This is a genomic window from Streptomyces sp. NPDC097617 (assembly GCF_044761485.1).
GTDB lineage: Bacteria > Actinomycetota > Actinomycetes > Streptomycetales > Streptomycetaceae > Streptomyces.
In genome coordinates this window covers 199,435-225,534 of the sequence record NZ_JBIWCL010000001.1, presented here as the reverse complement: position 1 = coordinate 225,534, position 26,100 = coordinate 199,435, and the positions used below count along the sequence as shown (strand labels likewise).

21 protein-coding genes are annotated in these 26,100 nt (G+C 73.6%); 14 read left to right on the top strand and 7 right to left on the bottom strand.

Going from position 1 to position 26,100, the window contains the following annotated elements:
• Positions 1–99: 99 nt before the first annotated feature.
• Positions 100–996, bottom strand: a complete 897-nt coding sequence (locus ACIQZO_RS01105) for a TIGR01777 family oxidoreductase (protein ID WP_403618149.1) — start codon at positions 994–996, stop codon at positions 100–102.
• A gap of 157 nt (positions 997–1,153) precedes the next feature.
• A complete protein-coding gene (locus ACIQZO_RS01100) occupies positions 1,154–1,909 on the bottom strand; it encodes a VIT family protein (protein WP_403618146.1) in 756 nt (251 codons plus the stop codon).
• A gap of 89 nt (positions 1,910–1,998) precedes the next feature.
• Here ACIQZO_RS01100 and ACIQZO_RS01095 point away from each other — a divergent pair, with 89 nt between their 5' ends.
• Positions 1,999–3,132, top strand: coding sequence for a PP2C family protein-serine/threonine phosphatase (locus ACIQZO_RS01095; RefSeq protein WP_403618143.1), 1,134 nt, complete (start codon positions 1,999–2,001; stop codon positions 3,130–3,132).
• On the opposite strand, the gene ACIQZO_RS01090 is transcribed toward ACIQZO_RS01095, so the two are convergent.
• Positions 3,119–3,370, bottom strand: a complete 252-nt coding sequence (locus ACIQZO_RS01090) for a hypothetical protein (protein ID WP_403618140.1) — start codon at positions 3,368–3,370, stop codon at positions 3,119–3,121. The two genes, ACIQZO_RS01095 and ACIQZO_RS01090, sit on opposite strands and share 14 nt — an antisense overlap.
• 107 nt (positions 3,371–3,477) lie before the next feature.
• On the opposite strand from ACIQZO_RS01090, the gene ACIQZO_RS01085 reads away from it, so the two are divergent.
• From ACIQZO_RS01085 to ACIQZO_RS01075, 3 genes are all read left to right on the top strand, one after another.
• A complete protein-coding gene (locus ACIQZO_RS01085) occupies positions 3,478–3,849 on the top strand; it encodes an ArsC/Spx/MgsR family protein (RefSeq protein WP_403618137.1) in 372 nt (123 codons plus the stop codon).
• A 637-nt stretch (positions 3,850–4,486) separates the two neighbouring features.
• Positions 4,487–5,878 (top strand): PLP-dependent aminotransferase family protein, encoded by a 1,392-nt coding sequence (locus ACIQZO_RS01080; protein ID WP_403618134.1) that lies wholly within the window; start codon positions 4,487–4,489, stop codon positions 5,876–5,878.
• A gap of 101 nt (positions 5,879–5,979) precedes the next feature.
• Entirely contained in the window at positions 5,980–6,522 is a 543-nt protein-coding gene (locus tag ACIQZO_RS01075; protein ID WP_403618132.1) for a hypothetical protein, read from the top strand.
• On the opposite strand, the gene ACIQZO_RS01070 is transcribed toward ACIQZO_RS01075, so the two are convergent.
• Positions 6,515–7,381 (bottom strand): Gfo/Idh/MocA family protein, encoded by an 867-nt coding sequence (locus ACIQZO_RS01070; RefSeq protein WP_403619165.1) that lies wholly within the window; start codon positions 7,379–7,381, stop codon positions 6,515–6,517. The two genes, ACIQZO_RS01075 and ACIQZO_RS01070, sit on opposite strands and share 8 nt — an antisense overlap.
• Before the next feature lie 312 nt (positions 7,382–7,693).
• Between ACIQZO_RS01070 and glnII the strand changes: the two genes are divergently transcribed.
• Complete coding sequence (glnII, locus tag ACIQZO_RS01065; protein WP_403618129.1) at positions 7,694–8,713, top strand: glutamine synthetase; 1,020 nt, start codon at positions 7,694–7,696, stop codon at positions 8,711–8,713.
• 447 nt (positions 8,714–9,160) lie between these two features.
• A complete protein-coding gene (locus ACIQZO_RS01060) occupies positions 9,161–9,760 on the top strand; it encodes a winged helix-turn-helix domain-containing protein (protein WP_403618126.1) in 600 nt (199 codons plus the stop codon).
• A 94-nt stretch (positions 9,761–9,854) separates the two neighbouring features.
• Here the strand turns inward: ACIQZO_RS01060 and ACIQZO_RS01055 are convergent, their stop codons facing one another.
• Together ACIQZO_RS01055 and ACIQZO_RS01050 are read right to left on the bottom strand one after the other, a co-directional pair.
• Entirely contained in the window at positions 9,855–11,327 is a 1,473-nt protein-coding gene (locus ACIQZO_RS01055) for a PepSY-associated TM helix domain-containing protein (RefSeq protein ID WP_403618123.1), read from the bottom strand.
• Between the two features lie 63 nt (positions 11,328–11,390).
• The gene (locus ACIQZO_RS01050) at positions 11,391–12,089 is read right to left on the bottom strand and encodes a hypothetical protein (protein WP_403618120.1); all 699 of its coding nucleotides are present in this window, start codon (positions 12,087–12,089) and stop codon (positions 11,391–11,393) included.
• A gap of 84 nt (positions 12,090–12,173) precedes the next feature.
• On the opposite strand from ACIQZO_RS01050, the gene ACIQZO_RS01045 reads away from it, so the two are divergent.
• The 8 genes from ACIQZO_RS01045 to ACIQZO_RS01010 all read left to right on the top strand — a co-directional run bounded on the left by ACIQZO_RS01045 (position 12,174) and on the right by ACIQZO_RS01010 (position 20,688).
• On the top strand, positions 12,174–12,761 hold the full coding sequence (locus ACIQZO_RS01045) for a rhomboid-like protein (RefSeq protein ID WP_403618118.1): 588 nt from the start codon (positions 12,174–12,176) through the stop codon (positions 12,759–12,761).
• A gap of 39 nt (positions 12,762–12,800) precedes the next feature.
• Positions 12,801–13,595 carry a tyrosine-protein phosphatase gene (locus ACIQZO_RS01040; RefSeq protein WP_403618115.1) on the top strand — a complete coding sequence of 265 codons (795 nt, stop codon included), beginning with the start codon at positions 12,801–12,803 and terminating at the stop codon, positions 13,593–13,595.
• A 154-nt stretch (positions 13,596–13,749) separates the two neighbouring features.
• Positions 13,750–15,660 (top strand): hypothetical protein, encoded by a 1,911-nt coding sequence (locus tag ACIQZO_RS01035; protein WP_403618113.1) that lies wholly within the window; start codon positions 13,750–13,752, stop codon positions 15,658–15,660.
• Positions 15,661–15,813: 153 nt separating this feature from the next.
• Entirely contained in the window at positions 15,814–17,235 is a 1,422-nt protein-coding gene (locus ACIQZO_RS01030) for a hypothetical protein (protein ID WP_403618110.1), read from the top strand.
• Between the two features lie 160 nt (positions 17,236–17,395).
• Positions 17,396–18,292 carry a metal-dependent hydrolase gene (locus ACIQZO_RS01025; protein ID WP_403618107.1) on the top strand — a complete coding sequence of 299 codons (897 nt, stop codon included), beginning with the start codon at positions 17,396–17,398 and terminating at the stop codon, positions 18,290–18,292.
• Positions 18,289–19,335, top strand: coding sequence for a PDR/VanB family oxidoreductase (locus tag ACIQZO_RS01020; RefSeq protein WP_403618104.1), 1,047 nt, complete (start codon positions 18,289–18,291; stop codon positions 19,333–19,335). The genes ACIQZO_RS01025 and ACIQZO_RS01020 overlap by 4 nt, the downstream gene beginning before the upstream one ends.
• A gap of 24 nt (positions 19,336–19,359) precedes the next feature.
• A complete protein-coding gene (locus ACIQZO_RS01015; protein ID WP_403618101.1) occupies positions 19,360–20,088 on the top strand; it encodes a TetR/AcrR family transcriptional regulator in 729 nt (242 codons plus the stop codon).
• A gap of 63 nt (positions 20,089–20,151) precedes the next feature.
• Positions 20,152–20,688, top strand: coding sequence for a GNAT family N-acetyltransferase (locus ACIQZO_RS01010; protein ID WP_403618098.1), 537 nt, complete (start codon positions 20,152–20,154; stop codon positions 20,686–20,688).
• Here ACIQZO_RS01010 and pulA read toward each other — a convergent pair.
• The gene (pulA, locus tag ACIQZO_RS01005) at positions 20,675–26,035 is read right to left on the bottom strand and encodes a pullulanase-type alpha-1,6-glucosidase (protein ID WP_403618096.1); all 5,361 of its coding nucleotides are present in this window, start codon (positions 26,033–26,035) and stop codon (positions 20,675–20,677) included. The genes ACIQZO_RS01010 and pulA overlap by 14 nt on opposite strands.
• Between the last annotated feature and the right edge of the window lie 65 nt (positions 26,036–26,100).

Genomic DNA, 26,100 nt, shown 5'->3' with positions numbered 1-26,100 from the left:
CCCGAGTTCGGTGTGGTATTGCGGTCAACTCCGGTCGCACGGCGGTCGCATACGGGTCACAAACGGTCGCACGGTGGTCGCACACGGATCTCGGGGCGCTCAGGGAGAGGACAGCGCGGCACGGATCGCCTGCTCGATGCCCGGGTCGCGGAAGACGAAGCCGGACTCCAGCAGCCGCGCGGGCCGGACCCGCTGACTGCCCAGCACGTCCCCGGCGAACTCCCCCAGCACGACACGCAGCGCGGCCGCCGGTACGGGCAGCAGTGCGGGGCGGTGCAGCACCCGGGCCATGGCCCCGGTGACCTGGCGGTTGGTCAGCGGCTCCGGGGCCGTGAGGTTGACCGGGCCGGACAGCCCGGGGGTGTCGATGATGTGCCGCAGGGCCGCGACCTCGTCCCGGAGCGAGATGTACGGCCAGTACTGGCGGCCGTTGCCGAGCCGGCCGCCGAGACCGGCGCGGAACAGCGGGAACATCCGCCCCCAGGCCCCGCCCTCACGGGCGACGACCAGGCCGGTACGGGCGAACGCCGTTCGGATCCCGGCCTCCTGGGCGGGCGCGGCCGCCCCCTCCCACTCCACGCAGACCGAGGGCAGGAACCCCTGACCGGCGGGCGCGCCCTCGTCGACGGGCCGGTCGCCCGTGTCCCCGTAGTAGCCGACGGCGGAGCCGCTGACCAGGACCGCGGGCGGCTCGTCGAGGGCGGCGAGGGCGTGCGCGAGCGCGGCGGTGCCGAGCACCCGGCTGTCGCGGATCTCCCTCTTGTACGCGGCCGTCCACCGGTGGTCCCCGACTCCGGCCCCGGCCAGGTGGACGACGGCCGCGCAGCCGGCCGGCCCGGCGGGGTCCACGTACCCGCGCGCGGGATCCCAGCGCGCCTCGTCCGCCCCGACGGGCTCCCGCCGCACGAGCCGCACCACCTCGTGGCCGTCCGCGCGCAGGGACCTCACGAGTGCACTTCCGATGAGCCCGGTCGCCCCGGTGACAGCAATCCGCATCCCCCCATCCTGCCGGTCCGCCGCGCCGGGCCCGGCGGGTTCGGGGGCGCGCCGCGCGTATTCGCCCGCGGGACGGCTCCGGCACCGGTCACCGCACGGCGCGCCGCGCCCGCGCCTCAAACGCCGGCGGGGCCGTTCTTGCGCGACGGAGGCCCGGTCAGGCTGTGGTGCCGAGCCAGGTGCCCACCGCGTAGGTGACGCCCATCGCCAGCGCGCCGCCCAGGACGTTACGGGCCACCGCCCTCGGCAGCGGGGCCCCGCCCAGCCGGGCGCTGATCACCCCGCACAGCGTCAGCGCCGCCAGCACCGCCACCACCGTCACCGGCACCCGCGTTGACGGCCCCGGCAGGAGGATCGCCAGCAGCGGGAGCAGCGCCCCCACCGTGAAGGCGATCAGGCTGGCGAAAGCCGCGTGCCACGGGTTGGCCAGCTCGTCGGGGTTGATCCCCAGCTCCACCCGGGCGTGGGCCCGCAGCGCGTCCCGTTCCGTCAGCTGCCGGGCCGCCTCCCGTGCCACGTCCCGGCTGAGGCCCCGCTCGGCCAGCAGGTCGGTCAGCTCGTCGAGCTCCGCCTCCGGCTCCTCGGCGAGTTCCCGGCGTTCCAGATCGAGCGCGGCCCGCTCGGAGTCCCGCTGGGAGCTGACGGAGACGTACTCCCCCGCCGCCATCGACAGCGAGCCCGCCAGCAGCCCCGCGACACCCGCCGCCAGGATCGCCGGGCGCGAGGTGGTGGCCCCCGCGACCCCGACCACCAGGCCCGCGGTGGAGATGATCCCGTCGTTGGCGCCGAGCACACCCGCGCGCAGCCAGTTGAGCCGCGTGCTGATCTCCGCGCTCTGGGCACCGCCGCCCTCGCCGTGCGCCTCGATGTGCGCCCGGGTGGGCCGTTTGCCCGCGTCTTCGCTTGCCGTCACGCCCCCACTGTCGCGGCCCGGGGCGTATGCGGCCACCCGGCGGGGCGGTCCGGGGTGCGCGGGCCCCGCCCCCGTACCAGGGTGGAGTAGTGAGACGCCGACGTCAGGAAACGGGCTGGCTGCGCGGCGAGCCGCCGCCGCGCTGGGCCCGGATCGCGCCCGCGGTGGCCCTGGTCGTGCTGGTCCTGGCCCAGGCGATCACCCCGGGCGCCGAGCTGGGGTTCTTCCTGGCCGGCCTGCCCCCGGTGGCCGCCTTCGCGTACGGGGCGGCCGGAACCGCGGCCTTCGCCGCCGTCGTCCTGCTGCTGCTGGGGCTGCCGTCGCTCGGCGTCGGCCATGCCCGCAGCACGGACCTGGCCACGGTGGCCGTGGTCGGGGTGCTCAGCGTGGTGATCGCCTGGGTCCGCCAGCGCCGCGACGCGCAGCTGGTCAGCGTACGGACAGTGGCGGAGGCGGCCCAGCTCGCGGTCCTGCCGCCGGTACCGGAACGGGTGGGTCCGGTGCGCTGCTCGGGCCTCTACCGGGCGGCGCAGCACGGCACGCTGGTCGGCGGCGACCTGTACGACGTACGGGCCGGGCCGTACGGGGTGCGGGCGCTGGTCGGGGACGTGCAGGGGCACGGCCTGGCGGCGGTCGGCACGGTGGCGGCGCTGCTCGGGGCCTTCCGCGAGGCCGTGATCGACGACGCCGGGCTGGCCGCGGTCGCGGCCCGGCTGGACCGGCGACTGGTGGCGGACTCGGCGGCCGCCTCCGTCGAGCACCCGGAGCTGTTCGCGACGGCGGTGCTGCTGGAGTTCCCGCCCGGTCTGGGCCTCGTACGGATCGTGTCGTGCGGGCATCCACCGGCCCTGCGGATGCGCGGGCCCGTGGTGGAGGAGGTGGCCGTGGATCCGGGGCCGCCCCTGGGCCTGGGGCTCGCGGGCCCCACCCCCCTGACGGTGACGGAGCTGGTGGTGCGCCCCGGGGACCAGCTGCTGCTGCACACCGACGGCGTGACGGAGGCCCGGGACGCCACGGGGCACTTCTACCCGCTGGCCGCGCGGGTGCCCGTACTGGCGCGGGACCCGGAGGGCCTGGTCGGGGCGGTCTGGCACGACCTCGCGGCCTTCACGAACGGCGGTCCGCACGACGACGTGGCCCTGCTGCTGCTCTCGCTGGACGGCGAGGACCCGGCCGGGCAGGCCGAATCCCCGCCGTCCACGACTACGACTACGACTCCTTGATGAACGCGCGCACCAGCTTGCAGGTGACATTCGACGGCCGGTGGATCCCCGTCCGGACGGCCATCGTCCGGATCTTCCGGTTGGTGGCACGCCGAGCGTCGTACGTCCCCGAGTCGAGCAGGGATATCGCCAGCCGCATGGCCTTCAGACGGCGGTTGTGGCTCTCGTACCACTCGCGGGGCAGCCCCGCCGGCAGCGGCTTCTTCTTGACGTGCTGGACGGTGGTGGCAGTGGCCATCTACAGCCTCCCAAACGGTAGTTGGCTTCCTGTCGTTCTCCCTCGATTTTACCGGGGACCACTGACAAAAGACCCTGGCCAGACCGGCCCTGGGTAGGGTGGGCGCCATGGAGATCTGGATCAATCCCGCCTGTTCCAAGTGCCGCAGCGCCCTGACTCTCCTGGACGCGGAGGGCGCCGACTACACCGTGCGCCGCTACCTGGAGGACGTGCCCTCCGAGGACGAGATCCGCGAGGTCCTCGGCCGGCTCGGGCTGGAGCCGTGGGACATCACGCGCACCTCGGACCCGCTCGCGAAGGAGACCGGCGTACGGGAGCTGCCGCGCGAGGAGACCGACGCGGCGCGCGGGGCATGGATCGCCCACCTGGCCGCCCATCCGAAGCTCATTCAGCGCCCGATCATCACCGCGGAGGACGGCACGGCCGTGGTCGCCCGCTCCGAGGAGGCCGTGCGCGAGGCCCTGTCCCGCAAGGCCTGAGGGGTCAGAGGGGCCGGAGGGATCAGAGGGCCGGAGCGCCCCCGGGGCCGCCCCTCAGACCCGGCGCGCGATCACTTCCATGCACGCCCGGTAGCGCTCGCTGACCGCGTACTGGAGGGGCTCGAAGCCGTGCTCGGCCAGCAGGGGGACAGGCGCCGTACAGCACGCGCGGCAGGGGCAGCTGGTGCGGCGTGGGGGCGGGCACCGTGGCGACAGGGGTGGTCGCGACGACCGGACTGGTGGACATAAACGGAAAATACCGCCCGTTCCGGTCCGATCGGCAGTGCCGCGCTGGGCCCGTGGCGCGTCAGGCTACGGGGCGTCGGCGCGGCCGCAGCTGTTGACGCGGGTGACCCCGTAGGGGGTGGGCAGGTCGACGGCGTCGACGGGGCCGGGCCAACCCCGATGTCTCGCCGGGCGATAATCTCGCTCAGCGAGAGATTTCGGCCGGGAGGCGATGTGCACGACAACGACGACGGCGACGAGCACCCCGAACACTCCGCCCGGGCCGGGAGTTCTTCGCCCCCGTGATCGACGGGGTGCTCCAGGTGCTCGACTCCTTCGATCCCGCCGAACGGGAGACCGTACGCCGCTTCCTGACGGCCACCCACGCCGCCTTCGCCCCGGAGCCGCGACCATGACCACCCCCGAACCGGGCGGCTCCGACCTGCACCTGGAGCTCTCCACCGAGGGCGCCCGGCGGACCGCCCTCGCCCAGGCCCTGCGCGACGCCGTACGCAGCGGGCGGCTGGCCGGCGGGACCCGGCTGCCGCCCTACCGGACACTGGCCGCAGACCTCGGACTGGCCCGCAACGCCGTCGCCGACGCGTACGCGGAACTGGTCGCCGAGGGCTGGTTCACGGCCCGGCAGGGCTCCGGCACCCGGGTCGCCGAAGGAGTCGCGACCGCGGACGTACCGGCCGCCGCGGCCGGACCCGCGCCCGCGCGCCTGCGCCACGACCTGCTCCAGGGCAAGCCCGACCCCGCCTCCTTCCCCCGGGGCCCCTGGGCCGCCAGCGCCCGGCGGGCCCTGGCCGAGGCGCCCACCGAAGCCTTCGGCCCCGGCGATCCGCAGGGCCGCCCGGAGCTGCGGCGGGCCCTCGCCGGCTACCTCTCCCGGGCCCGCGGCGTGCGCTGCACCCCCGAGAACATCGTCATCTGCTCGGGCTTCGCCAACGGACTGCGGCTCCTGTCCTCCCTCCGGCCCCGCGACTGGGCCGTCGAGGCGTACGGGCTGCCCTTCCACCACGGCATCCTCCGGGCCGCCGGAGTCCACGCGCACCCCGTCGCGGTCGACGACGACGGGGCGCGTACGGAGGAACTCCCCGCCCGGGCAGGTACGTTGCTGCTCACTCCGGCGCACCAGTTCCCGACCGGCACCCGGCTGCTGCCCGCGCGCCGGGCCGCAGCGGTGGAATGGGCCCGCGCGGCCGGTGGCGTGATCGTGGAGGACGACTACGACGGGGAGTTCCGCTACGACCGCAAACCCGTCGGCGCGCTGCAGGGACTGGCCCCGGAGCACGTGGTGTACGCGGGCTCGCTGAGCAAGAGCCTCTCCCCCGCCCTCCGCCTGGGCTGGCTGGTCCTCCCGGACCGCCTTCGCGACCAGGTCCTGGCCGCGAAGGGCCTGCGGGAGTCCTGGGCGAGCGCGCTGGACCAGCTGGCACTGGCCGATTTCATCGAGTGCGGGGCGTACGACCGCCACGTCCGCCGGATGCGGCTGCGCTACCGGGACCGCCGCGACCAGCTGGCCGCCGTCCTGGCGGAGCACGCCCCGCAGGTCCGGGTCACCGGTATCTCGGCCGGGCTGCACGCCGTCCTGGAGCTCCCGCCGGGCCACGAGACCCCCGCCCTCGCGGCGGCCCACGCCGCGGGCCTGGCCCTGGACGGCCTCTCCTCCTACCACCATCCGGCCGACCCGACCCCGCCCCGCGAGGGCCTGGTGGTCGGCTATGCGGCGCCCCCGGATGCGGCCTTCACCCGGGCAGTGGGAGTGCTGGCGCGGGTGGTGGGCAGGGCGGGGAGGTAACGGCGGGAGCGGGCACCCCCGCCTCTTCATCTCGCCCCCACCCCCGCCCCCCGTAGGGTGGCCGAAGTGCGAAAGAGGACGAATCACACCAAAGGACCCTTGTGAACGAGCAGCCGCAGCCGCAGGCCCCGCCGCCCCACCCCGCCGGGACGGGCTCCCGCCCCGCCCGGCGGGGCGCCGACTGGATGTTCGGCGGGGTGTACGGGACCGTTCTGGCCAGTGCGCTGCTGGCCGCGCTCAACCAGCAGGGGGAGGCGTTCACCCCGTTCTACGACGCGAGTTGGGTGTTCGTGACGGGCGCCACCGCCGGGCTCGCGCACGGGTACGCGCACCACATGGCGGCCCACCGGCAGGAGACCGCCGGGCTCCGGTGGCGCATGCTGGCCGTGGCGCTGTGGAACGAGTGGCCACTGATCGTGGCCACTCTGCCCACGGTCGTGCTGCTGCTCTGCGCCGGGCTCTTCGACTGGGACGCGTACACGGTCACCGCGGTCGGGCTGGGCCTGAACACCGCCCTGCTGTTCGCCTGGGGGTCCTTCGTCGCCGTCCGCGTCGGCTACCGGCTCGGCTCCGCCCTGCTGATCGGCATGGCCGACGCCACCATCGGCCTTGCCATCATCGTCGCGAACGCCGTGATCAAGTAGCGAGCTGAGCCTCCGCCTCAGCCAGGATCTCCGTCAGCCGGGCCCCGAACTCCACCCCGCGCTGGTCCGGCACCCCTGTCCGGGCCGCGGTGAGCAGCGCGTCCAGGGCGCGCCCGTAGGCGCCCGGTACGTCGCTCCAGCCGGGCAGTTCGTGCACGCCCTCGGTGCCGCGCAGTTCCAGCCCCACCCCGGCGGCCGCGCTCGGCGCGCCCAGGCTGAGCACGGCGGTGCTGGCCGCGCCGGAGGCGTGCCGGAGGGCCAGTTGGACGACGTCGGACGGGCCCCGGGTGGCGCTGACCTCGGTCACCTCGCCGAGGACCGGGATCAGGACGGAGAGTGCGTGCGGGCCGACGTCCCACAGTCCGCCCTTGGCCTTGCGCCAGGGCGAGTCGGCGTAGGCGCTGGGCGTTCCGTCGGGCGGGAAGACGGCGCCGAGCCAGTGGGCCGCGGCCGTGAACCAGCCGGAGCGGCCGGCCTGCTCCTCGACCCAGCCGGCGGTGGGCTCGGCGAAGCGCAGGGTGAGGAAGACGACGGAGGCGACCCCGTGGCGCCGGGCGGCTTCGGCGAGGGCCCGGGCGTCCTCCACGGTGGTGGCGACGGGCTTGTCGAGGAGCAGGTGGCATCCTGCGGCGGCGGCGCGGACGGCCATCGGGGCCTGGACGTCGGGCGGCAGGGCGAAGGCCACGGCGTCACATTCGGCGAACAGCTCGTCGGGGTCTTCGTACACCTTCACCCCGTACTCGCGCGCCAGTTCGGCGGCGGCCTCGGGCCGCCGGCCCCATACGCCGGCGAAGTCCGAGCCGGGATGCGCGGCGAGGGCGGGGGCATGGGTGCGGTGCGCCCAGGGGCCGGTGCCCAGGAGCCCGACCCGGGGGCGGCGGCCTGCGGGGGCCTGGTCGGCGGCGCGGTCGGTGACACGGTCGGTGACGCTGTCGACGGGGCCCTCGGCGGAGTTCACATCAGACGAAATGCTCACGCGGCCAGTCTGCCCCACCCGGACGGGCGCCCCGCCACCAACCCGCACAACCCGCCCGACCTGCGGTGCAAACCTCGGTAACACGGGGTTCACACACGGGCAACGGAAGAGAAATCGCGGGCGGGCACGCTGCGGTCATCACCGCAGCGATGAAACAGCGACCAGCAGCACCCGCAGAGTCTGAGGATGGGGCCCGTGAGCTACAAGGCTGAGTACATCTGGATCGACGGCACCGAGCCGACGGCGAAGCTTCGCTCCAAGACGAAGGTCCTCGGGGACGGCGACGCGCTGCCGGTCTGGGGCTTCGACGGATCGAGCACGAACCAGGCCGAGGGCCACGCCTCCGACCGCGTCCTCAACCCGGTCTTCTCCTGCCCGGACCCGATCCGCGGCGGCGACAACGTCCTCGTCATGTGCGAGGTCCTGAACATCGACATGACCCCGCACGAGTCGAACACCCGCGCGCTGCTGCGCCCGGTCGCCGAGAAGTTCGCCGGCCAGGAGCCGATCTTCGGCATCGAGCAGGAGTACACCTTCTTCGACGGCATCCGGCCGCTCGGCTTCCCGGTGGGCGGCTTCCCGGCCGCGCAGGGCGGCTACTACTGCGGTGTCGGCTCGGACGAGATCTTCGGCCGCGACATCGTCGAGAAGCACCTGGACCACTGCCTCGCGGCGGGCCTGAGCATCTCCGGCATCAACGCCGAGGTCATGCCCGGGCAGTGGGAGTTCCAGGTCGGCCCCGTCGGCCCGCTGGAGGTCTCCGACCAGCTGTGGATCGCGCGCTGGCTGCTCTACCGCACCGCCGAGGACTTCAACGTCTCCGCGACGCTGAACCCGAAGCCGGTCAAGGGCGACTGGAACGGCGCGGGTGCGCACACCAACTTCTCCACGAAGGCGATGCGCGAGGACTACCGCGCGATCATCACCGCGTGCGAGGCCCTGGGTGAGGGCAGCAAGCCGCTCGACCACGTGAAGAACTACGGCGCCGGCATCGACGAGCGCCTGACGGGCCTGCACGAGACCGCCCCCTGGAACGAGTTCAGCTACGGCGTCTCGGACCGCGGCGCCTCGGTCCGCATCCCGTGGCAGGTGGAGAAGGACGGCAAGGGCTACATCGAGGACCGCCGCCCTAACGCGAACGTGGACCCGTACGTGGTGACCCGTCTCATCACGGACACCTGCTGCACCGGCCTGGAGAAGGAAGGCCTGGTCTAGGACCACGCCCGGACCCTCCACCGCCGGTACCGCATCCGGCCGATGACCAGCGACGCCCGCCGGACCCCTCTGGGTCCGGCGGGCGTTGTCGTGGGCGCCCGGGTTGCGTTTTGTCCGGGAATGCCAGGGGGGCTGGCTCGGAATGTGAGATTTCGAGCCAAGGGGTGAGACGGAACCTGCGCCGGCGAGAGGACTTCTGCTTGAATGGGGCCATGGCCAGCCCTTCGCACACCTCGTCAGGTCGCAGCGACCTCGAGCCTTTCTGGCCGTCCCGTCAGGATCACGATTACGACCGGGAGTGTTGCCGCGCGAAGAACGCGCCGGCCCTCTAACGCCTCCGGGACCACCCACCGAGCCTCCCCGGGGCCTTCGGTCTGCGCGGCAATCGACATCGACGACGTACGCACGTCTCCCTGCCGACCACTCGCGTGAAAGAGCTGACCACTCATGGCGAACACCCGCTCCCTCTCCTCCGCTGCGACCGCTTCCCCGACCTACCCGCCCGGTCCGCGCCACCGGCTCCGGTCCGTCGACCGGGACGAAGTGGCCCGGGTCGTGGACTTCCTGCCGCCGGGGGCCACCTGGCTGCCCGCGCCCCAGCACACCCTGCCGACGGCGCCGGGCCAGCCGCCGATGATCGGCTACCTGGTCCTCGTACCGGCCGACCAGCAGCCTCCGATCGGCTTCGCCCCGCAGGCCGTGGCCGCCGTCCGGCCGGTCCCCGCCGGCCGGGCCCAGGCTCCGGCCCAGGCCGGCGGCCCGCGGGACGGCCTGGTCCGCATCGACCCGGCGCAGCGCACCGCCGAGGTCGACGGCCAGGTCCTCGACCTGACGTACCTGGAGTTCGAGCTGCTGGCCCACCTCGTGCAGCACCCGCACCGGGTCCACAGCCGGGACCAGCTGGTCACCACGGTCTGGGGCTACGGCCACGTCGGCGACGGCCGGACCGTGGACGTCCACATCGCCCGTCTGCGCCGCAAGCTGGGCGCCTCCCACCGCTCCGCGATCCAGACGGTGCGCCGGGTCGGCTACAAGTACGCCCCCTGATCGGCAGGTTGGCCACGACGACGGTGGGCCCGTACTCCCCCGGGGGAGTACGGGCCCACCGCATTCGGGACGACTACCGGCTACCCGCTACCGGCTACGCCGCCTCGGCCCTGCGGCCCGCGACGAAGCCCAGCAGGAGGTCGACCGCGAGGAAGACGACCAGGCTGATCCCGAGCAGCGGGATGAACCAGCCGATCACGGCCGTCACCGCGGCCAGCGGCAGCAGCACGGTCACCGGAAGCCTGCGCCAGGCTCCGCGCGGCTGGGCGCGGCCCACGGACAGCCTGCGCTCCTTGGTCGGCCGGCGCAGCCACCACATCCGGTAGCCCCAGAAGACGAGGAACATCACGGCGAGGGCGAGGGCGGCCAGCGCGAGCTGGTTGACGAGACCGAAGGTCGTGCCCATGTGCAGGTCGATGCCGAAGCGGGTCATCTTGGCGAGCAGCGGGTAGTCGGCGAAGCGCAGTTCGTCCATGACCCGGGCGTCCGCGGGGTCGACGGACACCGCATCCAGGTGCACCGGCACCAGCTTGTCCTGCTCCTTGACCACGTACCCCTTGCCCCCGGCCGGCAGGGTCACGCGCAGCGCCTCGGTGACCCCGGCGGCGCGGGCGGCGTCCACGGCCCGGTCGATGCCGAGGTCGGTGGTGGGGGCGGGCGGCGGGGCCATCGGCGTGCCGTCGGGCATGGTGTGCCCGGCGTGCCCGTCGGAGCCGGAGTCCGCGCCGGCGGTCAGGTTCGCGGAGACGGCGGGGGTGGCCCCGCCGAGGCTGTCCTGGAGCTGCCCGATGTTCTCACCGGCGTACTTCGACCAGGTCAGGCCGGTGGCGGAGAGTACGACGAGGCCCGCGACGGCCCACAGGCCGACGGTTCCGTGCCAGGACAGGGTGCGGCGGCGGCCGGTGGCCCTACGGTCCGGGAGGACGAGCTGCGACCTGCGCTTGCGGCGGCGGCCGAGCCACAGGGCGAGTCCGCCGAGTGCGACGACCCACATCCAGCTGGCGGCGAGCTCGCTGTAGTTCCGGCCGAACTCGCCGAGCTGGAGGCTGGAGTGGAACTCGCTGAGCCAGGCCCGCAGCGGCAGCGCGTCGCCGACGGTGGCGAGCTGTCCGCGCACCTCGGCCGTATACGGGTCGACGAAGACGGTGAGGGTCTCACCCTCCGGGAGGCCCGGGCTCTCCATGATCACCCGGGTGGTCGCCTCGGTGTCGGGGGCGGGCCACACGGAGACGACCTCGCCCTGGGGGGCCGCGCCCCGGGCCGCGTCGACCTGGGCGCTGAGCGGCAGGGCGCTGTCGCCGACGCGGGCGACGGTCAGTTCGTCGGAGTAGATGATCGCCTCGGCCTGCCAGGAGGCGGCGTACAGCAGCCCGGTGGCGGCGGCGAGGAAGAGCAGCGGGGCGATGAGCAGGCCCGCGTAGAAGTGCAGGCGCAGGAGCAGCGGCCGCACGGCGGCCCGGTTGCCGCCGCGGTTCTTGGCCGGGCGGGCCGTCTCGCCGGTCTCGGCCGGTTCGGCCGTCTCGGCGGCGTCCGGGGTGCGGACGTCTTGGGCCTCGTCAAGAGACATGGGGATCCTAGGGGTTGGCGAAGACATGGGGAGCGGGCCCCGGGTCTCGCCGCTGCGCCGGGATCAGGCGTGGGCGGGCCGGCCGGGGGCCGTGATACGAGGGAGCGGGCCGCGTCCGGGTGGCCCGCGGCGCACCACGGCGTGGGCGTGCACGGCTCCGCGCAGTCGGCGCGGCCGTTCGTACGGGGTGGGGAAGACGGCCGGGGCCGGTACGGCGGCCGCCCGCGCCCGGACCAGGGCGAGCGCGCGGGCGAACGGCCGGGCCGCGTGCAGCGCCGCGGCGGCCAGGACCCGGGCCAGGCGGAAGACGGCGGCCTCGCCGCGCGCGAGCCAGGCGGCGCAGAGCAACCCGGCGAGCATGTGGGCGGCGATCATTCCGGCGCCGCCGTGCCCGGCCGCACTCGCGATGTCGGCCATGTCGGCCATGTTCGCCATGCCGGGGGCTTCGGCGGCCAGGGCGCCCGCGTCCGCGGCGGGCATGTGGTGGTTTCCGTGCACCGGGGCGGGGGCGGCGCGCTGCTGCGCGGCCGTCCCGCTGCCCGAGAAGACGAGGTGCAGCACGCCCTGGACGGAGAGCACCGCCGCGGTGATGCCGACGGGGCCCCGGCGGCGCCCCGCGAGGAGCCAGGCGAGCCCGGAGGTCATCGCGAAAGCACCCAGAAGGCCGAAGAGGGGTATATCCGTGCCGGATATGTACGAATGCCCCACCGCGCCCAGGGCGACGCACATCGCCGCGAAGGTCGCGGCTCGCGTGGCGCGCATCGGCGCGGATGATTCGAACATGGCCGGGACATGTTCGCACGGGGCCCCTCGGCTTCCGCCAGAGGCTTATCCGATCATGAGTGGATGAACGCAATTCCGTGGGGAGCGGTGTACGCGGGCGGGGTCCAGCTCGGGGCGTACGCCCTGGCGCGCACCGGGCCGGCCGAGCGGGAGCGGCTGCTCCGGGACTGCTCGACGAATGTCGACAACCTCGCCGCCGGGCGCTGGGAGACGCTGCTGAGCAGCGCTCTCGTCATCGAGGAACCCATGCCCCTGCCGTACGCGCTGCTGCTGGTCGCGGTGCTCGGATACGCCGAGTACGCGTACGGGGCCTGGTGGACGGCCGCGGTGTTCCTGTTCGGGCACGCCACGGCGACCCTCCTCGTGTACGGCGCCCTGCGCGGTACGACCGATCCGGGGACCCGGAGCGCGCTGGACGTGGGGACGAGCTACGGCTTCAACGCCGTGCTCGGCGCCCTGACCTCGGCCCTGCCGCGCGGGCCGGTCCGCACGGTCGCCCGCGTGGGCCTGCTGGCCCTGGCGGCGGCGCCGGTGGTCCGCCGCGAGCGGACCTTCACGGACATCGGACACCTGGCCGCGCTCGGGATGGGCGTCGGGGTCTCGGTGGCCCTCGATTGTCTTTCCGGGGCGAAACATCAGAAAATTGCATGAACCGACTCTCGACCGTATGACGCCGCTGGAGCCGCCACGATGACCGCCACCCCGTCCACCACCGTCGCCAACCTCCGCGACCTCGGCGGCACCCCGCTCACCGGCGGCCGCACCGTCCGCCCCGGCCTGGTCCTGCGCTCGGGCCAGCTCGACCGGCTGGACCTCGACGCCGACCCGGTGGTGGCCGCGCTCGGCCTGCGTACCGTCATCGACTTCCGCACCGACGCCGAGCGCGCCGACCACCCCGACCGGATGCCCGCCGGGGCCCGGGTCCTGATCGGAGACGTCCTCGCCGACAAGCTGAACTCCGCCAGGCTGCCCGCCGCGGTGCAGCTCAAGGACCTGCTGTCCGACCCGGCCGTGGCCGAGGAGCACCTGGGCGGCGGCCGGGCGCAGGCGCTCTTCGCCGACACCTACCGGTCCTTCGTGCACACCGGCTCCGCGCAGGCCGCGTACCGGATGCTGCTGACCGAGGCCGCCGACGCCGACGCCGGCCCGCTGCTGTTCCACTGCACGGCCGGCAAGGACCGCACCGGCTGGGGCGCGACGATCATCCTGGCGCTGCTGGGCGCGGACGACGAGACGCTGATGGCCGAGTACCTGTCCGTCAATCCGGCGGTCAAGCAGGCCTTCGCCCCGATGATCGAGGGCTTCACGGCGGCCGGCGGCGACCCGGACATCGCGCTCGCGCTGATCGGGGTCTTCCCCTCCTATCTGCGGGCTGCACTGGACGAGGTCGAGACGCGGTACGGCTCCATGGAGAAGTACGTGCGCGAGGGCCTCGGCGTCGGCGACGGGACGGTAGAGGCGCTGCGCGCCCACCTGGTGGCCTGACCCCGCGCCCGGTCCACCCGGCGGACCGACGCCCGGTCCGCCCGCCGGACCCGCGCCCGGACCGGCCCCCGCACCGGGGGCCGGGGAGCGGTGACCATCCGACGATTCGCTCGTTCTGCTGAACGTGACTGCGCCGGATACCGCCACCCGCCCCATGCCTCCCGTGTCTCCCGTGCCGCCGGACGTCGAGCAGGCCGAGGCCGCCATCGTCGAGCACTACCCCCGGCTGGTGCGGCTCGCCTACCTGGTCCTGCCGCCCTCCCTCGGCCGCAACCGGCGGGTGCTCACCGCCCACTCGCTGGTCCAGCGCTCACTCCCGCGCGGGCGGCGTGACGCGGGGGCCGCCGCTGCGGCCGTGCAGGGCGGGGTCCCTGGGCAGCGGGGCGGCGCGGACGACTCCGGGTACGCCTACATCCGGCTGCGCGTGCTGCGCGCCGCCCTGGAGGCGGGGCTCCCGCTGACCTTCCGGGCACTGCCCCGGCGGGCGCAGCTCCCGCCGGTGCTCCCCCAGGTGTGGGGGCTGCGGCTGTTCCCCCGCTCGGGCGGGGCCGAGGAGCTCGCCCTCGACCAGTGGCTGGCCACCCTCGACGGGCCCGGGCGGGCCGCCTGCGTACTGCGGGCCCTGGAGCGGCTGCCCGAGCCGGAGGTGCTCCGGGTGCTCGACGAGGCCGGGGTCCCGGATCCGGCCGCCGCGGCCCGGGAGTCCGGGGATCCGGCGAACGACGCGCTGTTCGCCTCCACCGAGTTCGACCCGTGCGTGCTCCAGGCCCGGCCCACCGACCTGCTGCGGCGGCGCCGCCTCGGCCGGGCCGCGCTGGTCGCCGGGGCCGCCCTCGCCGTCTGCGGGGCGCTGCTCGCGCTGCCGGGCGGGGGCTGGGGCTCCGACGGGGCCGCGGCCCCGCTGTACTCGCGCAACGCCGCGGCCGAGCAGGCCCTGGATCCCGGGAAGCTGGTCCGGGCCGCGCCCACGCTCTGGCGCACGTCCTCCCGTACGGACTTCTCCACCTGGCCGGCCCGCGGTGACCGCGCCGACGACAAGGAGCTGCTGCGCCGGGCGCTGGCCGTCTGGGCCCGGCCCGGCCCGTCGGTGGTCGCCTCGGCGACTCCGGGCACGCCCTCCGGGCCGCCGATGGGACCGGCGCAGCTGCTGTTCGCGGGCGCCGTGGACCAGGCCGTCGTGGTCCTGATGTACGACGGCCTGCGCGTGGTCCGCTACGCCGAACCACGGACCGGGACCGCGGGCGCCGCCCTCGACTTCGCCCGGACGGACGGCGCCTCGGCGGACACCGCGACCGCGCTGGTGCTCAGCCGGGTCGACGGCAACGTCCGCTATCTCACCGCGCCCTGGGTCACCGGCGCGGCCCTGCGGGACCTGCTCAAGCCCGCAGTCCCGGCCGTCGTACTGAAGCCGACCCCGGACGGGGTGACCCCGCCGGTGGCGGGCCCGGCCCCGGCGGGCAGCTGTACCAGCTGGAACGCGCTGGCCCTGACGGGCGACGGCGCCACCCGGCTGATCACCGACCTCGGCGAACTGACCCCGGCCCGGCTGACGTCGGGCGCGCCGGGTGCCGAGCGCGATGTGACGGAGACGGCGGAACTCGGGGACTGGTCGCGGATCGCCTGCCTGCTGCCGGCGGTCCGCTCGCACGGGGTCCGTACGGTCAACGCCTGGACGTACGCGAAGCAGCCGCTGCCGGAGGGCGACGGGACGGCGGCCTGGCTCTGCACGCGGGCCGAGACCTGGCAGGGCGCGGCGGACCGGGTGCAGGCGCAGTTCCTGGCCCCGGGCGCCCCGATCGCGGCGCAGGCGGCCCGGTCGGAGGGGTCGGCGGCGTGCGGCCCCCGGGAGCCGCGGGTGCTGGCGGGCGTGCTCTGGAAGTCGCGGGCCGGCCAGTGGTACGTACTGGCCGCGGGCAGTGCGCAGTTCGCCTCGCTGTCGGTGTCGGGCGGCGGGGTCAACGGGTCGGCGAACGGCAACCGGCTGGCGGTGAAGGCACCGGCGGGCGCACAGGTGGACCTGTCGGGCAGGCTGACGGACGGAACGAAGGCGGGCGTGCTGCGGTAGGCCCCCACGGGTGGGTGAAGATTCAACCGCCTTGAATCGACGGCGAGTTGGCGGGATCAGGACATGACGGTCGCAGTGGACACATGGCATGATCGGGTTCCGGTTACCAAGCGGTAACCCCCACACCCCTCCCCCACCCGAAGGTCACCCCACGTGCGCACGCTCGCCCGACGCCTCCTCATACCCGGCCTGACCGCCCTCGCCCTCACCGCCACCGGCTGCTCCTCGACCCCCCACAACGCCGCCGAGCCGGCCGCCCCCCTCACCCTCAACCCCTCCGCCGACGGCACCTCGCAGCAGCTCGACGTGGCCGCCGCCCCACAGGGGACGCCCACCCCGGCGGCCGTGGCACGCGCCGACGGAAAGGGCAGAACCGAGAAGTCCGCGCTGAAGGTCGCCTCCTACGACAAGGCCAGCGGCCGGGCCGTCATCGCCAAGGCCCCGCAGGGATCGGACAGTTCGCCCGCGCCCGGCAAGTCGCCCGGCAAGTCACCGAGCGCGTCACCCGAGGCCGACAAGCCCGTCGCCGTGGGCGACGTCATCGCCAGCGCACCGGCGCCCGGCGCCCCGTCCGGACTCCTCGCCAAGGTCACCGAGGTCGTCGGCAAGACCGACAGGGGCACCGAGGTCAAGACCGCCGCGACCACGCTGGCCGCCGTCCTGGGCGACGACAAGGCCGACGGCAAGGTCCCCGTCGACCCGGCGGCGGTCACCGTGGAGCCCCTGATGAAGGGCGTCACCTTCTCCTGGGCCAAGGGCCAGGGCCTGACCTTCGGCCCCGAGGGCGCGAAGCTGCCGCTCGGCAACCTCCGCCTCGACGTGAACGCCGCCGTCGACACCGCCCCGGGCGCCCCCGCCTCGGCCGGTGCCTCGGTCTCCGGGTTCGTCCAGCTCGCCCCGCAGGTCGAGTTCGCCTACGACGGCGGCACGGGCGGCGCCCCCGGTCCGCGCGGCGCCTTCCTCGGATTGAGCGGCGACTGGTCCTCGCAGTGGAAGCTCCAGGGCCGCGCCGCCGCGAGCACCGGAGCACCCAAGCGGATCCCCTTCGCCAAGCTGCACAGCTCCCCGGTCATCCAGGTCGGCCCGGTGCCGGTCGTCGTCAACCTCGACCTGACCTGCTACATCCAGGTGGAGGCCGACGGCAGCGTGACGCTGGAGGTCCAGCAGGACGTCAAGGGCGACTTCAAGGTCGGCGGCAGCTACGCCCTGGGCAAGGGCTGGACCCCGGTGAGCGCCTCCAACGTGCAGAGCACGCCGGTCCGCGCGAGCGTCACCGCCGCCGGCAAGGTCAAGGGTGCACTCGGCGCCGAGGCGTCCGTCGGTCTCTACGGGGCCGTCGGCGTCACCGCGGACTTCGCCCCGTACCTGCGCGGCGAGGCCGACCTCAAGGCGGCCGCGTCCAGCGACGGCAAGGCCTCCGTCAACGGCGCCTGGGCGCTCTACGGTGGCTTCGACCTGAGCGGGAACCTCCAGCTCCAACTGTCCCTGTTCGGAACGCCCCTCTTCGAGCGCCGGATCCCGCTGGGCACGCTCAACCGCGAGTGGGCTCTCTCGACCGGCCACGTCGGGCGCTAGCCCGCGCGACGACCCGTACGACGACAACGCGTACGACGACAACCGGTACGACGACACCCCTCGACCACTGCCCGGGCGCGGCCGCGCCCGGGCAGTGGCATGTCGGAGAAGTCCGCGCAGGGGTCTTCTCCTCCCCCTTACCCGTCAGTACATTGACGCCATGTCTAATACGCCGCTCGCGCCCGCCCCCGTGGCGTCGGAACACGTGGACCTGAGGCCCCGGAACGTGTCCTTCGGCTGGGAGGACACCCCACTGCACTGGCTGCCCGGCGACCCCTTCGCCGGCCACATGATCAATGTGCTCCACCTGCTGCTCCCCGCCGGGGAGCGCTGGTTCGTGCACGTCTACAAGCAGGTGCTCCCGTACATCGAGGACGAGCAGCTGCGGGCGGACGTCGTCGGCTTCATCGGCCAGGAGGCCATGCACGCCGCCGCGCACGACGACGTGCTCCCCCACCTGAAGCGGCTGGGGCTGGACCCCACCCCGTACACCGCCCAGGTGGACTGGCTGTTCGAGAAGCTGCTCGGCGACCGGACCCTGCCGCCCGGCAGGGCCCGCCGCTGGTGGCTGATGGAACGGGTCGCGATGATCGCGGCCATCGAGCACTACACCGCCTTCCTCGGCGACTGGGTGCTGGGCGCCGACGCGCTCGACCGGCGGGGCGCCGACCCCACCATGCTGGACCTGCTGCGCTGGCACGGCGCGGAGGAGGTCGAGCACCGCTCGGTGGCCTTCGACCTCTTCATGCACGTCGACGGCAACTACCGCCGCCGGGCCCGGACCTGGGCGACGGCCTTCTCGGCCCTCGTCTTCCTCTGGCAGCGCGGGGTGCGCTTCTTCATGGAGAACGACCCGCACCTGGCGGACGGCAAGGCCTCCTTCGGACAGTTCTTCCTGGCCGGGCAGCAGGGGGTGCTCCCCTCGACGGGAGCGATGCTGAAATCCATCCCGATGTACCTCTCCCGTACCTACCACCCCTCGCAGGAGGGCTCGACGGCCCAGGCGGTGGCCTACCTGGCCACCTCCCCCGGAGCCAATGGCGGGGTGCGGGCATGAGGCGCGTCCTCGCGGTCACGGCCGTCGCCGGCGCGGCCTGGGTGACCCGGCGCGCCCTGAAGCGCCGCATCGGCGACTCCCCGCTCTGGCCGCTGCCGGCCCTGGAGAACCCGGTGTCGGGCCACTCCCCGCGCCGTGCGCTGCGCGCGCTGATCGTCTCCCGGACGGAGCCCGCGCAGGGCGTTCTGCACCTGGTCCTGGAGTCGACGGACCTCCCGGCCTGGACCCCGGGCGCGCACGTGGACGTCACCCTGCCCTCGGGCCTGGTCCGCCAGTACTCGCTGTGCGGCGACCCGGCGGACGACGGCCGGTACACGATCGCGATCCGGCTGATCGAGGACGGCCGGGGAGGCTCGCGCGAGGCGCACGCGCAACTGGTCGAGGGCGCCGAGCTGGAGCTGCGCCCGCCGCGCAACCGCTTCGAACTGGTCCCCGCGGCCTCGTACGTCTTCGTCGCGGGCGGCATCGGCATCACCCCGATCCTGCCGATGCTGCGCTCCGCCGCGGCGGCGGGCGCCGACTGGACCCTCGTGTACGGAGGCCGCTCCCTCGACTCGATGCCCTTCCTGGACGAGCTCGCGCCCTACGGCGACCGGGTCACGGTCCATCCCGAGGACGAGGTGGGCCTGCCGGACCTGACCCCGCTCGCCGCCGCGGCGCCGGGCACCCTGGTCTACTGCTGCGGCCCGGAGCCGCTGATGCGGGCCGTCACGGCGGCCGCGCCGGATCCGGCGGCGGTGCACCTGGAGCGGTTCGCCCCGGCGGCCGAGCCCGGTCCGGGCCGGGCCTTCACGGTCGAACTGCGCCGCTCGGGACGCATCGTCGAGGTGGCCGAGGAGGAGAGCACGCTGGCCGCGGTGCGCCGGGAGCTGCCGGACACTCCGTACTCCTGCGAGCAGGGTTTCTGCGGGACCTGCCAACACCGGGTCCTGGCGGGCGCGGTGGACCACCGCGACGATCTGCTCACCGACCAGGAGCGCGAGGACTCGATGCTGCTGTGCGTCTCGCGCGCGAAGGGGGACCATCTGGTCCTCGACCTGTGAACCCGCCCCAGTAGGGTGTTGCGCATGACAACCGGGGTGCGACGCAGAATGGGTGTCGAGGAGCGGCGGCAGCAGCTGATCGGGGTAGCCCTGGAGCTGTTCAGCAACCGCTCGCCCGACGATGTGTCGATCGACGAGATCGCGGCGGCCGCGGGGATATCCCGGCCGCTCGTCTACCACTACTTTCCGGGCAAGCTGAGCCTGTACGAGGCCGCGCTGCGGCGGGCCGCCGACGAGCTGGCACTGCGGTTCGTGGAGCCCAGGGAAGGACCGCTCGGCGCGCGGCTGCTGCGGGTGATGGGGCGGTTCTTCGATTTCGTCGACGACCACGGGCCGGGCTTCTCGGCGCTGATGCGCGGCGGTCCGGCCGTCGGCAGCAGCCGGACCAACGCGATGATCGACGAGGTCCGGCAGGCGGCGTACGAGCAGATCCTCACGCACCTGGGCCTCGGCCTGGAGCACACGCCCGCGCGCATGGAACTCGTGGTGCGCTCCTGGGTGTCGCTCGCCGAGTCCACCGCGCTGATCTGGCTGGACGGGCGCCGGATCCCTCGGGGCGAGCTGGAGTTGCAGCTGGTGCACGACTTCGCGGCGCTGGCCGCCGTGAGCGCCGCGTACGACGCGCAGATGGCGGGGATCCTCGTACGGATCCTGGCCGACGAGCCCGCCGACGGGCCCTTCGGTGAGCTGGTCGGGCGGCTGGCCGGTCTGGTGCCGGGCGAGGCGCCGGCCGAGGCGGCGCAGCCGCGCTGATCCGCACCGGCCGCCCACTGATCCGGGGTGTGGCGTCCGCCCATGATCATCGATAATGCCCGCGTGATCATTGACGACGAGATCCTGTTCCGGCCGGCCGTGGAGAAGGACGCCGGCACACTGGTGCAGCTGTACGACCAGGCTGCCCGGTGGATGCGCAAGCACGGGATCGATCAGTGGAAGCCCGGCGACAAGGACGCCGCGCACTTCCGGTCGAAGATGCGCGAGGGCGAGGTGTGGATCGCCGCCGACGCCGACGGGCGCGTGTGCGGGGCCTACGAGTTGTGGTGGTCCGACGAGGACGCCTGGGGGGTCCAGCCGCCCGTGGCGGGCTACGTGCACCGGCTGATGGTGGCGCGCGAAGTGGCCCCCGCCGGGGCCGGGCGGCGCCTGCTCGAACACGCCGAGCGGCGGACCGCCCGGACCGGTCGGGAACGGGCGCGGCTGGACTGCGTCTCCACCAACCCCCGGCTGCTCGCGTACTACCGGGGTGCGGGCTACCGGGTGGTTGGGGAGCTCCCCAACAAGGAGGGGAAGGACGGCAGGACCTACGGAGTGATCCTGCTGGAGAAGCGACTGGACCGGCTCAGCGCCGTGTGAAGACCGAGACGGTGCGGGCGGGGACGGTGAACTCTCCTGTCTTCGCGTCGTACGCGGACTGCTTGACGGTGGCGTCGGAGCCCGCGGCCTGGACGGGGTGCAGCCGGTAGGCGGCGCCGGCGAGGGCGGGGACGCGCTGGGCCTGCGCGGTGGGGGCCGCGTTGAAGACGACCACCAGGTCGCCCAGGGTCATGGTGATCACGCCCGGGGTCTCGTCCTGCCCCGAGAGGGGGAAGGCCAGCCGGGACTGGACCGCCTCGGTCGTGGTGAGGGCGAAGTCGGGCTCGGTGGTGCGGATCCTCAGCAGGTCGCGGTAGGCGGCCGAGGTGGCGTTGATCTCGGTGCAGGCGGGCGCCGGTCCCGCGAGGAGCGGCTTGGCGTAGAGCCACTTCGAGGCGTTGTCGGCGGCGGGCGGCAGGCCGCGGCCGAAGCCGTTGCCGCCCTGGCAGTCCCAGTGGACGGCGTTGAACCAGTCGCCGCTGTCGTAGGAGTTGCGGTCCAGGGACTTGGAGCGGAGCAGGTCGGTGCCCGCCTGGGAGAGGGCCGGGCCCTGGGAGAGGGTGGCCGTCGCCATGGCCAGGACCTGCATGCGGGCCTGGTCGCGGGGGGCGGTGGTGGGCGGGAGCTTGTAGGTCAGGGCGTCGGCGAGGGTCTCGTTGTCGTGGGCGTCGGCGTAGGCGAGGGCGTCGCCGGGGGCGGCCGCGTAGCCGGCCGGGGCGCCGTTGTAGTCCAGCTCGGAGCCCTTGATGCGGCGGCCGGCGGTGTCGGTGAAGGCGTACGAGGCGAGGTTGCCGGAGAGCCCGACCTTGATCAGGTCCTGGGCGTGCAGGAGGCGGGCCTTCTGCTGCTCGGGGGTGCCGTTCGCGGGCGAGGAGTTCGGGGCGGTGAACAGGCCGGACGCGAAGCCCTGGACGCGCGGGTCCTCGTCGAAGGGGCCGCCGCCGCGGACGGCGTCGCGGGCCCGGTCGGAGAAGGTGGCGATACCGGTTCCGGCCATGTTCTTCTGCGTGGCCTGCACGAAGCGGGCGTCGTCGGCGATCTCGCCGAAGTTCCAGCCCTCCCCGTAGAGCACGATCTTTTTGCCGTCGACCCCGTCCTTGGCGACGGTCAGGGCGTCGAGGGCCGTGCGGACGGTCAGGATGTTGGCCTTCGGATGGTGGCCCATCAGGTCGAAGCGGAAGCCGTCGACCTTGTACTCCTTCGCCCAGGTGACGATCGAGTCGACGACCAGGCGCCCCATCATGGCGTTCTCGGGGGCGGTGTTGGCGCAGCAGGTGGAGGTGGCGACGCTGCCGTCGGCCAGCAGGCGCTGGTAGTAGCCGGGGACGATGCGGTCCAGGACCGACTTGTCGGCCTGCCCCGCGGCGACGGTGTGGTTGTAGACGACGTCCATCACCGTGCGCAGCCCGGATCCGTTGAGGGACTGGACCATCCTGCGGAACTCGACGGTGCGGGCCGTGCCGTTCGGGTCACTGGCGTAGCTGCCCTCGGGGACGGTGTAGTGCAGCGGGTCGTAGCCCCAGTTGTACGCGTCCTTGGCGGCCGCGGCGGCCACGCAGGCCTGCTGCTCCTGCGAGTCCGGGGCGTACACCGTGAGGTCGCAGGCGGGCTCGGTGCGGTCGCCGGCCTTCTCCGGGATGGTGCCGATGTCGAAGGCCGGGAGCAGGTGGACGTACGAGGTGCCGGCGGCGGCCAGGTCGCGCAGGTGCCGCATGCCCGCCGAGGCGGTGTCGGTGAAGGCCAGGTACTGGCCGGGGTGGGTGCTGGTGCGGTCCGCGACCGAGAAGTCGCGGATGTGCAGCTCCTGGATCTGGGCGGAGGTGAAGGGGACGGCCGCGGGCTTGCGCAGGGTCTTCCAGCCGGGCGGGGCGAGCTTCGGATCGGCCAGGTCGACGACCAGGCTGTGGACGGAGTCCGCGGTCAGGGCGGTGGAGTAGGGGTCGGTGACGAGGTTGCGGACCACCTGGCGGGTGCTCGGGGCCCAGACGGTGACGTCGAAGCGGTAGGGCTTGCCGGCCCAGGAGCGTTCGCCGCGCACCGACCAGACGCCGGTGGCGTCGTCGCGGCGCATGGCGACGGTACGGCCGCCCAGTTCGAGGGAGACCTGCTGGGCGGTGGGGGCCCATACGGAGAGGGTGGGGCGGCCGTCCTTGAAGACGGGGCCGAGGGAGGCGGTGGTCGCGTACAGGTCGTCGAGGACCCCGGCGAGCTGGACGCCGGTGGCGGCGAGGACCGCGCCGTTCGCGGCGCGGGCGCTCGCGACGAGCTGGCCGCGCAGGGCCTCGCGGACCCGGTCGCGGTCACGGGGGTCGACGGTGTAGGCGCGGTACGCGGCCAGGTGCGGGAACTTCTGCTTCTGGGCGGCGGTCAGCTCGGTCCCGGTCAGCCGCAGCCACTGGGCGCGGCCGGTCAGGGTGCCGTTCTCGGCCTTGACGGCGCCTTCGCGCGAGGCGAGCAGCTGTACGGAGGCGGCTGCGGCGGGGGCGTTCCACGCGAGGGTGTCACGGTCGATCCAGACGGCCTGGGACTTGGTGAGGTCCAGGGCGGCGGCGGAGCCGGCGGGCTGCGGCAGGAGGTACTTCTCCTGGCCGCCCAGCATCCACGCCTCGTGGCCGGTGGCCTTCAGGTCCAGGGACTGGTCGGAGGGGAGGTCCTTCTCGTCGCCCTTGTGGAGGATGTAGCTGAGGCTGGTGGCGCCGGGCGCGAGCGGGACCTCGTAGACCGCGCCGTAGGCGTCGGTGCGGGTGGGGAGCAGCGGCTTGGACCAGTCCGTGGGGTTCGCGGCTCCGGTCCAGACGTGCAGGCCCCAGCCGTCGTAGGAGCGGTCGGCGCGCTGGTAGTGCAGGACGGCCTTGTTCTGGTCCTGCGGCGGGTAGGCGGGACGGTCGGTGCGGGCGGGCTCCTTGCCCTGCTCCAGCCAGATCTCGCCGGTCTTCGTCACGTCGATGGTGCGGTCGGCGGCGACGTCCTTGTTGCCGTCCTTGTCGATGACGAGGTAACCGACGGAGGAGGCACCGGGCTTGAGCTTGACGTACGCGAAGGCGCCGTAGGCGTCGCGGCCGGTGAAGTCGTGGCCGGCGGGCCAGGGAGCGGTCTCGCCCTCGGCGATGTCGCCCCAGGCGTAGAGCCGCCAGTTCGTGTAGTCGCCGTCGGGGCGGTTGTAGTGGACGACCGCGTAGTCCCGCTGGGTGGCGGTGGGGATCTCGGTGGGCGGGGCCTGTCCGGCGGCGGACTCGGCCAGGGCGCTCGCGGTGCGGCCGGTGGAGTCGACGACGACGGCCTTGTAGCGCAGGGCGGTGCCGGCCGGGGCGGTGATGTGCTGGGTGACCTTGTAGGGGGCGTGGTCGGCGGTGCCGAGGACCTGCCACTTGTCGTTGCCGGTCTGGGCGGCGAAGACCACGCGGTTGAGCGCCCCGCCGGTGACGTCGGCGGTGAGCTCGACGGTGCCGGTGGCGCCGGGGGCGGGGGCCTTCAGGGTCAGGGCGGGCTTGACGGTGGGCTTGGCGGCGGGCGTCACGGCCTGGAGGACGAGGGAGCCGAGGGCCGGGACGGGGACGGTGAGCTTGCCGGCCGCCGAGGCGCGGATGAGTGCGGTGCCGCCGTAGAGGGTGCGGTACTGGGCGCCGGCCGGGGCGTCGATCTCGACGGTGCGGGATGCGGCGCCGTTGTTGGCGGCGACCAGGTACTCGGTGCGGGTCTTGGGGTCGGTGCGGGCGAAGGCGTAGACGGAACCGTCGGAGAAACGTTCGCTCTGAACGCCGTCGCGCAGGGCCGGGTGCGCCTTCGTCAGCTTGGAGAGAGCACCGATCTGCTGGTAGAGCGGGTGTCCCGGATCGTAGGCGTCGCTCGCATGCGTGCGCACCGTTGCGAGCTGGTCGTCGTCCAGGTAGTCGGCGACCTGCGAGGCGAACAGCGGCTGCCGGGCGTCCTTGTCGCCGCCCGCACCCGTGAAGCCCTGCTCGTCACCGGAGTAGATCACCGGATTGCCCCGGGCGAAGAACATCAGCTCATTGGCCAGCCGGTAGCGCTCCAGCAGCTCCTGCTCCCCGGCACCCGGCCGGTCCTGCTTCAGGAAGCCGGCGAAGCGGCCCATGTCGTGGTTGCCGAGGAAGGTCACCTGCTCGTAGGCGTTGGCCTTGCCCGAGGTGTACCGGAAGTCGTCACCGAGGACGGAGGCCAGCCGGCCGGCCGGCGCGCCCTGGGAGGCGTACGCGCGGATCGCGTCCTGAAGCGGGAAGTCGAGGGTGGCGTCGAGCTTCCCGCGCGTCACGTACGGGGAGGTGACGGCGGTGTCGGCGGAGTAGACCTCGCCGAACATGAAGAAGTCGTCGCGGCCGCGCCGGGCGGCGTAGGTGTCGAGGGCGGTCGCCCACTGCGTCCAGAACTCGGTGTTGACGTGCTTGACCGTGTCGATCCGGAAGCCGTCGATCCGGAAGTCCCGGACCCACTTCTCGTAGATCTTCTCCATCCCCTCGACCACCTCGGGACGCTCGGTCCACAGGTCGTCGAGGCCGAAGAAGTCACCCTGGTCGGAGGACTCGCCCGCGAAGGTGGAGTCCCCGCGGTTGTGGTACATCGTCGGGTCGTTGAGCCAGCCCGGCACCTTGAGGTTCTTCTTCGCGTCGGGCACGAAAGGGGTCCTCGGGAAGGACTCGCCGTCCACCTTCGGGAACCTGCCCCTCCCCTCGGCGGCCGCTCCTGCATCAGACGCGGTCTTGTCGTCGAAGGGCACGCCGTCCTTCGTCAGATAGGGGAACGCCCCCTTCGCCAGGTACGAGTACGACTCCTCCCGATAGTCCACGACATCGGCGGTGTGGTTGGTGATGACGTCGAAGAAGACCTTCATCCCCTTCCCGTGCGCCTTGTCGATCAGCCGCTCCAGGTCGGCGTTCGTCCCGAAGTGCGGGTCGACCTGCGTGAAGTCGGTGATCCAGTAGCCGTGGTAGCCGGCGGAGACATCGGCCCCCTTGCCCTGCACCGGCTGGTTCTTGAAGATCGGCGCCAGCCAGATGGCCGTGGTGCCGAGCCCCTTGATGTAGTCGAGACGGTCGGTGAGTCCCTTGAGGTCACCGCCCTGGTAGAAGCCCTTGTCCGTGGGGTCCAGGCCGGTCTCCAGGCGCGATCCGGTCAGGCCGCCCCGGTCGTTGCGCGGGTCGCCGTTCGCGAACCGGTCCGGGAGCACGAAGTAGAACTGCTCCCGGGTCAGGTCGTGCCGGGCCGGTTCGGCGGCCAGTTTCGCGTCCGAGGGCGGGGCGGGCGGCCCGGCCGGTGCGGCCGAGGCGGGGAGGGCGGGCAGGAAGGTCACGGCCAGGGCGGCGGCGAGCACTCCTGCGGCAGGGCGTATCAAGGCAGGTCTCCTTGTGTACGTGTCGCATGGATGAGGGCCGCCCGGCCTGGCAGGGAGGAAGATGC

What these genes read in the sequence shown, in the direction of transcription:
- ACIQZO_RS01085 (WP_403618137.1), top strand. Translation starts at nt 3,478, where the DNA reads ATGGAGATCTGGATCAATCCCGCCTGTTCCAAGTGCCGCAGCGCCCTG.
- ACIQZO_RS01090 (WP_403618140.1), bottom strand. Translation starts at nt 3,370, where the DNA reads ATGGCCACTGCCACCACCGTCCAGCACGTCAAGAAGAAGCCGCTGCCG.
- ACIQZO_RS01105 (WP_403618149.1), bottom strand. Translation starts at nt 996, where the DNA reads ATGCGGATTGCTGTCACCGGGGCGACCGGGCTCATCGGAAGTGCACTC.
- ACIQZO_RS01080 (WP_403618134.1), top strand. Translation starts at nt 4,487, where the DNA reads ATGACCACCCCCGAACCGGGCGGCTCCGACCTGCACCTGGAGCTCTCC.
- ACIQZO_RS01060 (WP_403618126.1), top strand. Translation starts at nt 9,161, where the DNA reads ATGGCGAACACCCGCTCCCTCTCCTCCGCTGCGACCGCTTCCCCGACC.
- ACIQZO_RS01040 (WP_403618115.1), top strand. Translation starts at nt 12,801, where the DNA reads ATGACCGCCACCCCGTCCACCACCGTCGCCAACCTCCGCGACCTCGGC.
- ACIQZO_RS01015 (WP_403618101.1), top strand. Translation starts at nt 19,360, where the DNA reads ATGACAACCGGGGTGCGACGCAGAATGGGTGTCGAGGAGCGGCGGCAG.
- ACIQZO_RS01050 (WP_403618120.1), bottom strand. Translation starts at nt 12,089, where the DNA reads ATGCGCGCCACGCGAGCCGCGACCTTCGCGGCGATGTGCGTCGCCCTG.
- ACIQZO_RS01025 (WP_403618107.1), top strand. Translation starts at nt 17,396, where the DNA reads ATGTCTAATACGCCGCTCGCGCCCGCCCCCGTGGCGTCGGAACACGTG.
- ACIQZO_RS01020 (WP_403618104.1), top strand. Translation starts at nt 18,289, where the DNA reads ATGAGGCGCGTCCTCGCGGTCACGGCCGTCGCCGGCGCGGCCTGGGTG.
- ACIQZO_RS01035 (WP_403618113.1), top strand. Translation starts at nt 13,750, where the DNA reads ATGCCTCCCGTGTCTCCCGTGCCGCCGGACGTCGAGCAGGCCGAGGCC.
- ACIQZO_RS01055 (WP_403618123.1), bottom strand. Translation starts at nt 11,327, where the DNA reads ATGTCTCTTGACGAGGCCCAAGACGTCCGCACCCCGGACGCCGCCGAG.
- ACIQZO_RS01045 (WP_403618118.1), top strand. Translation starts at nt 12,174, where the DNA reads ATGAACGCAATTCCGTGGGGAGCGGTGTACGCGGGCGGGGTCCAGCTC.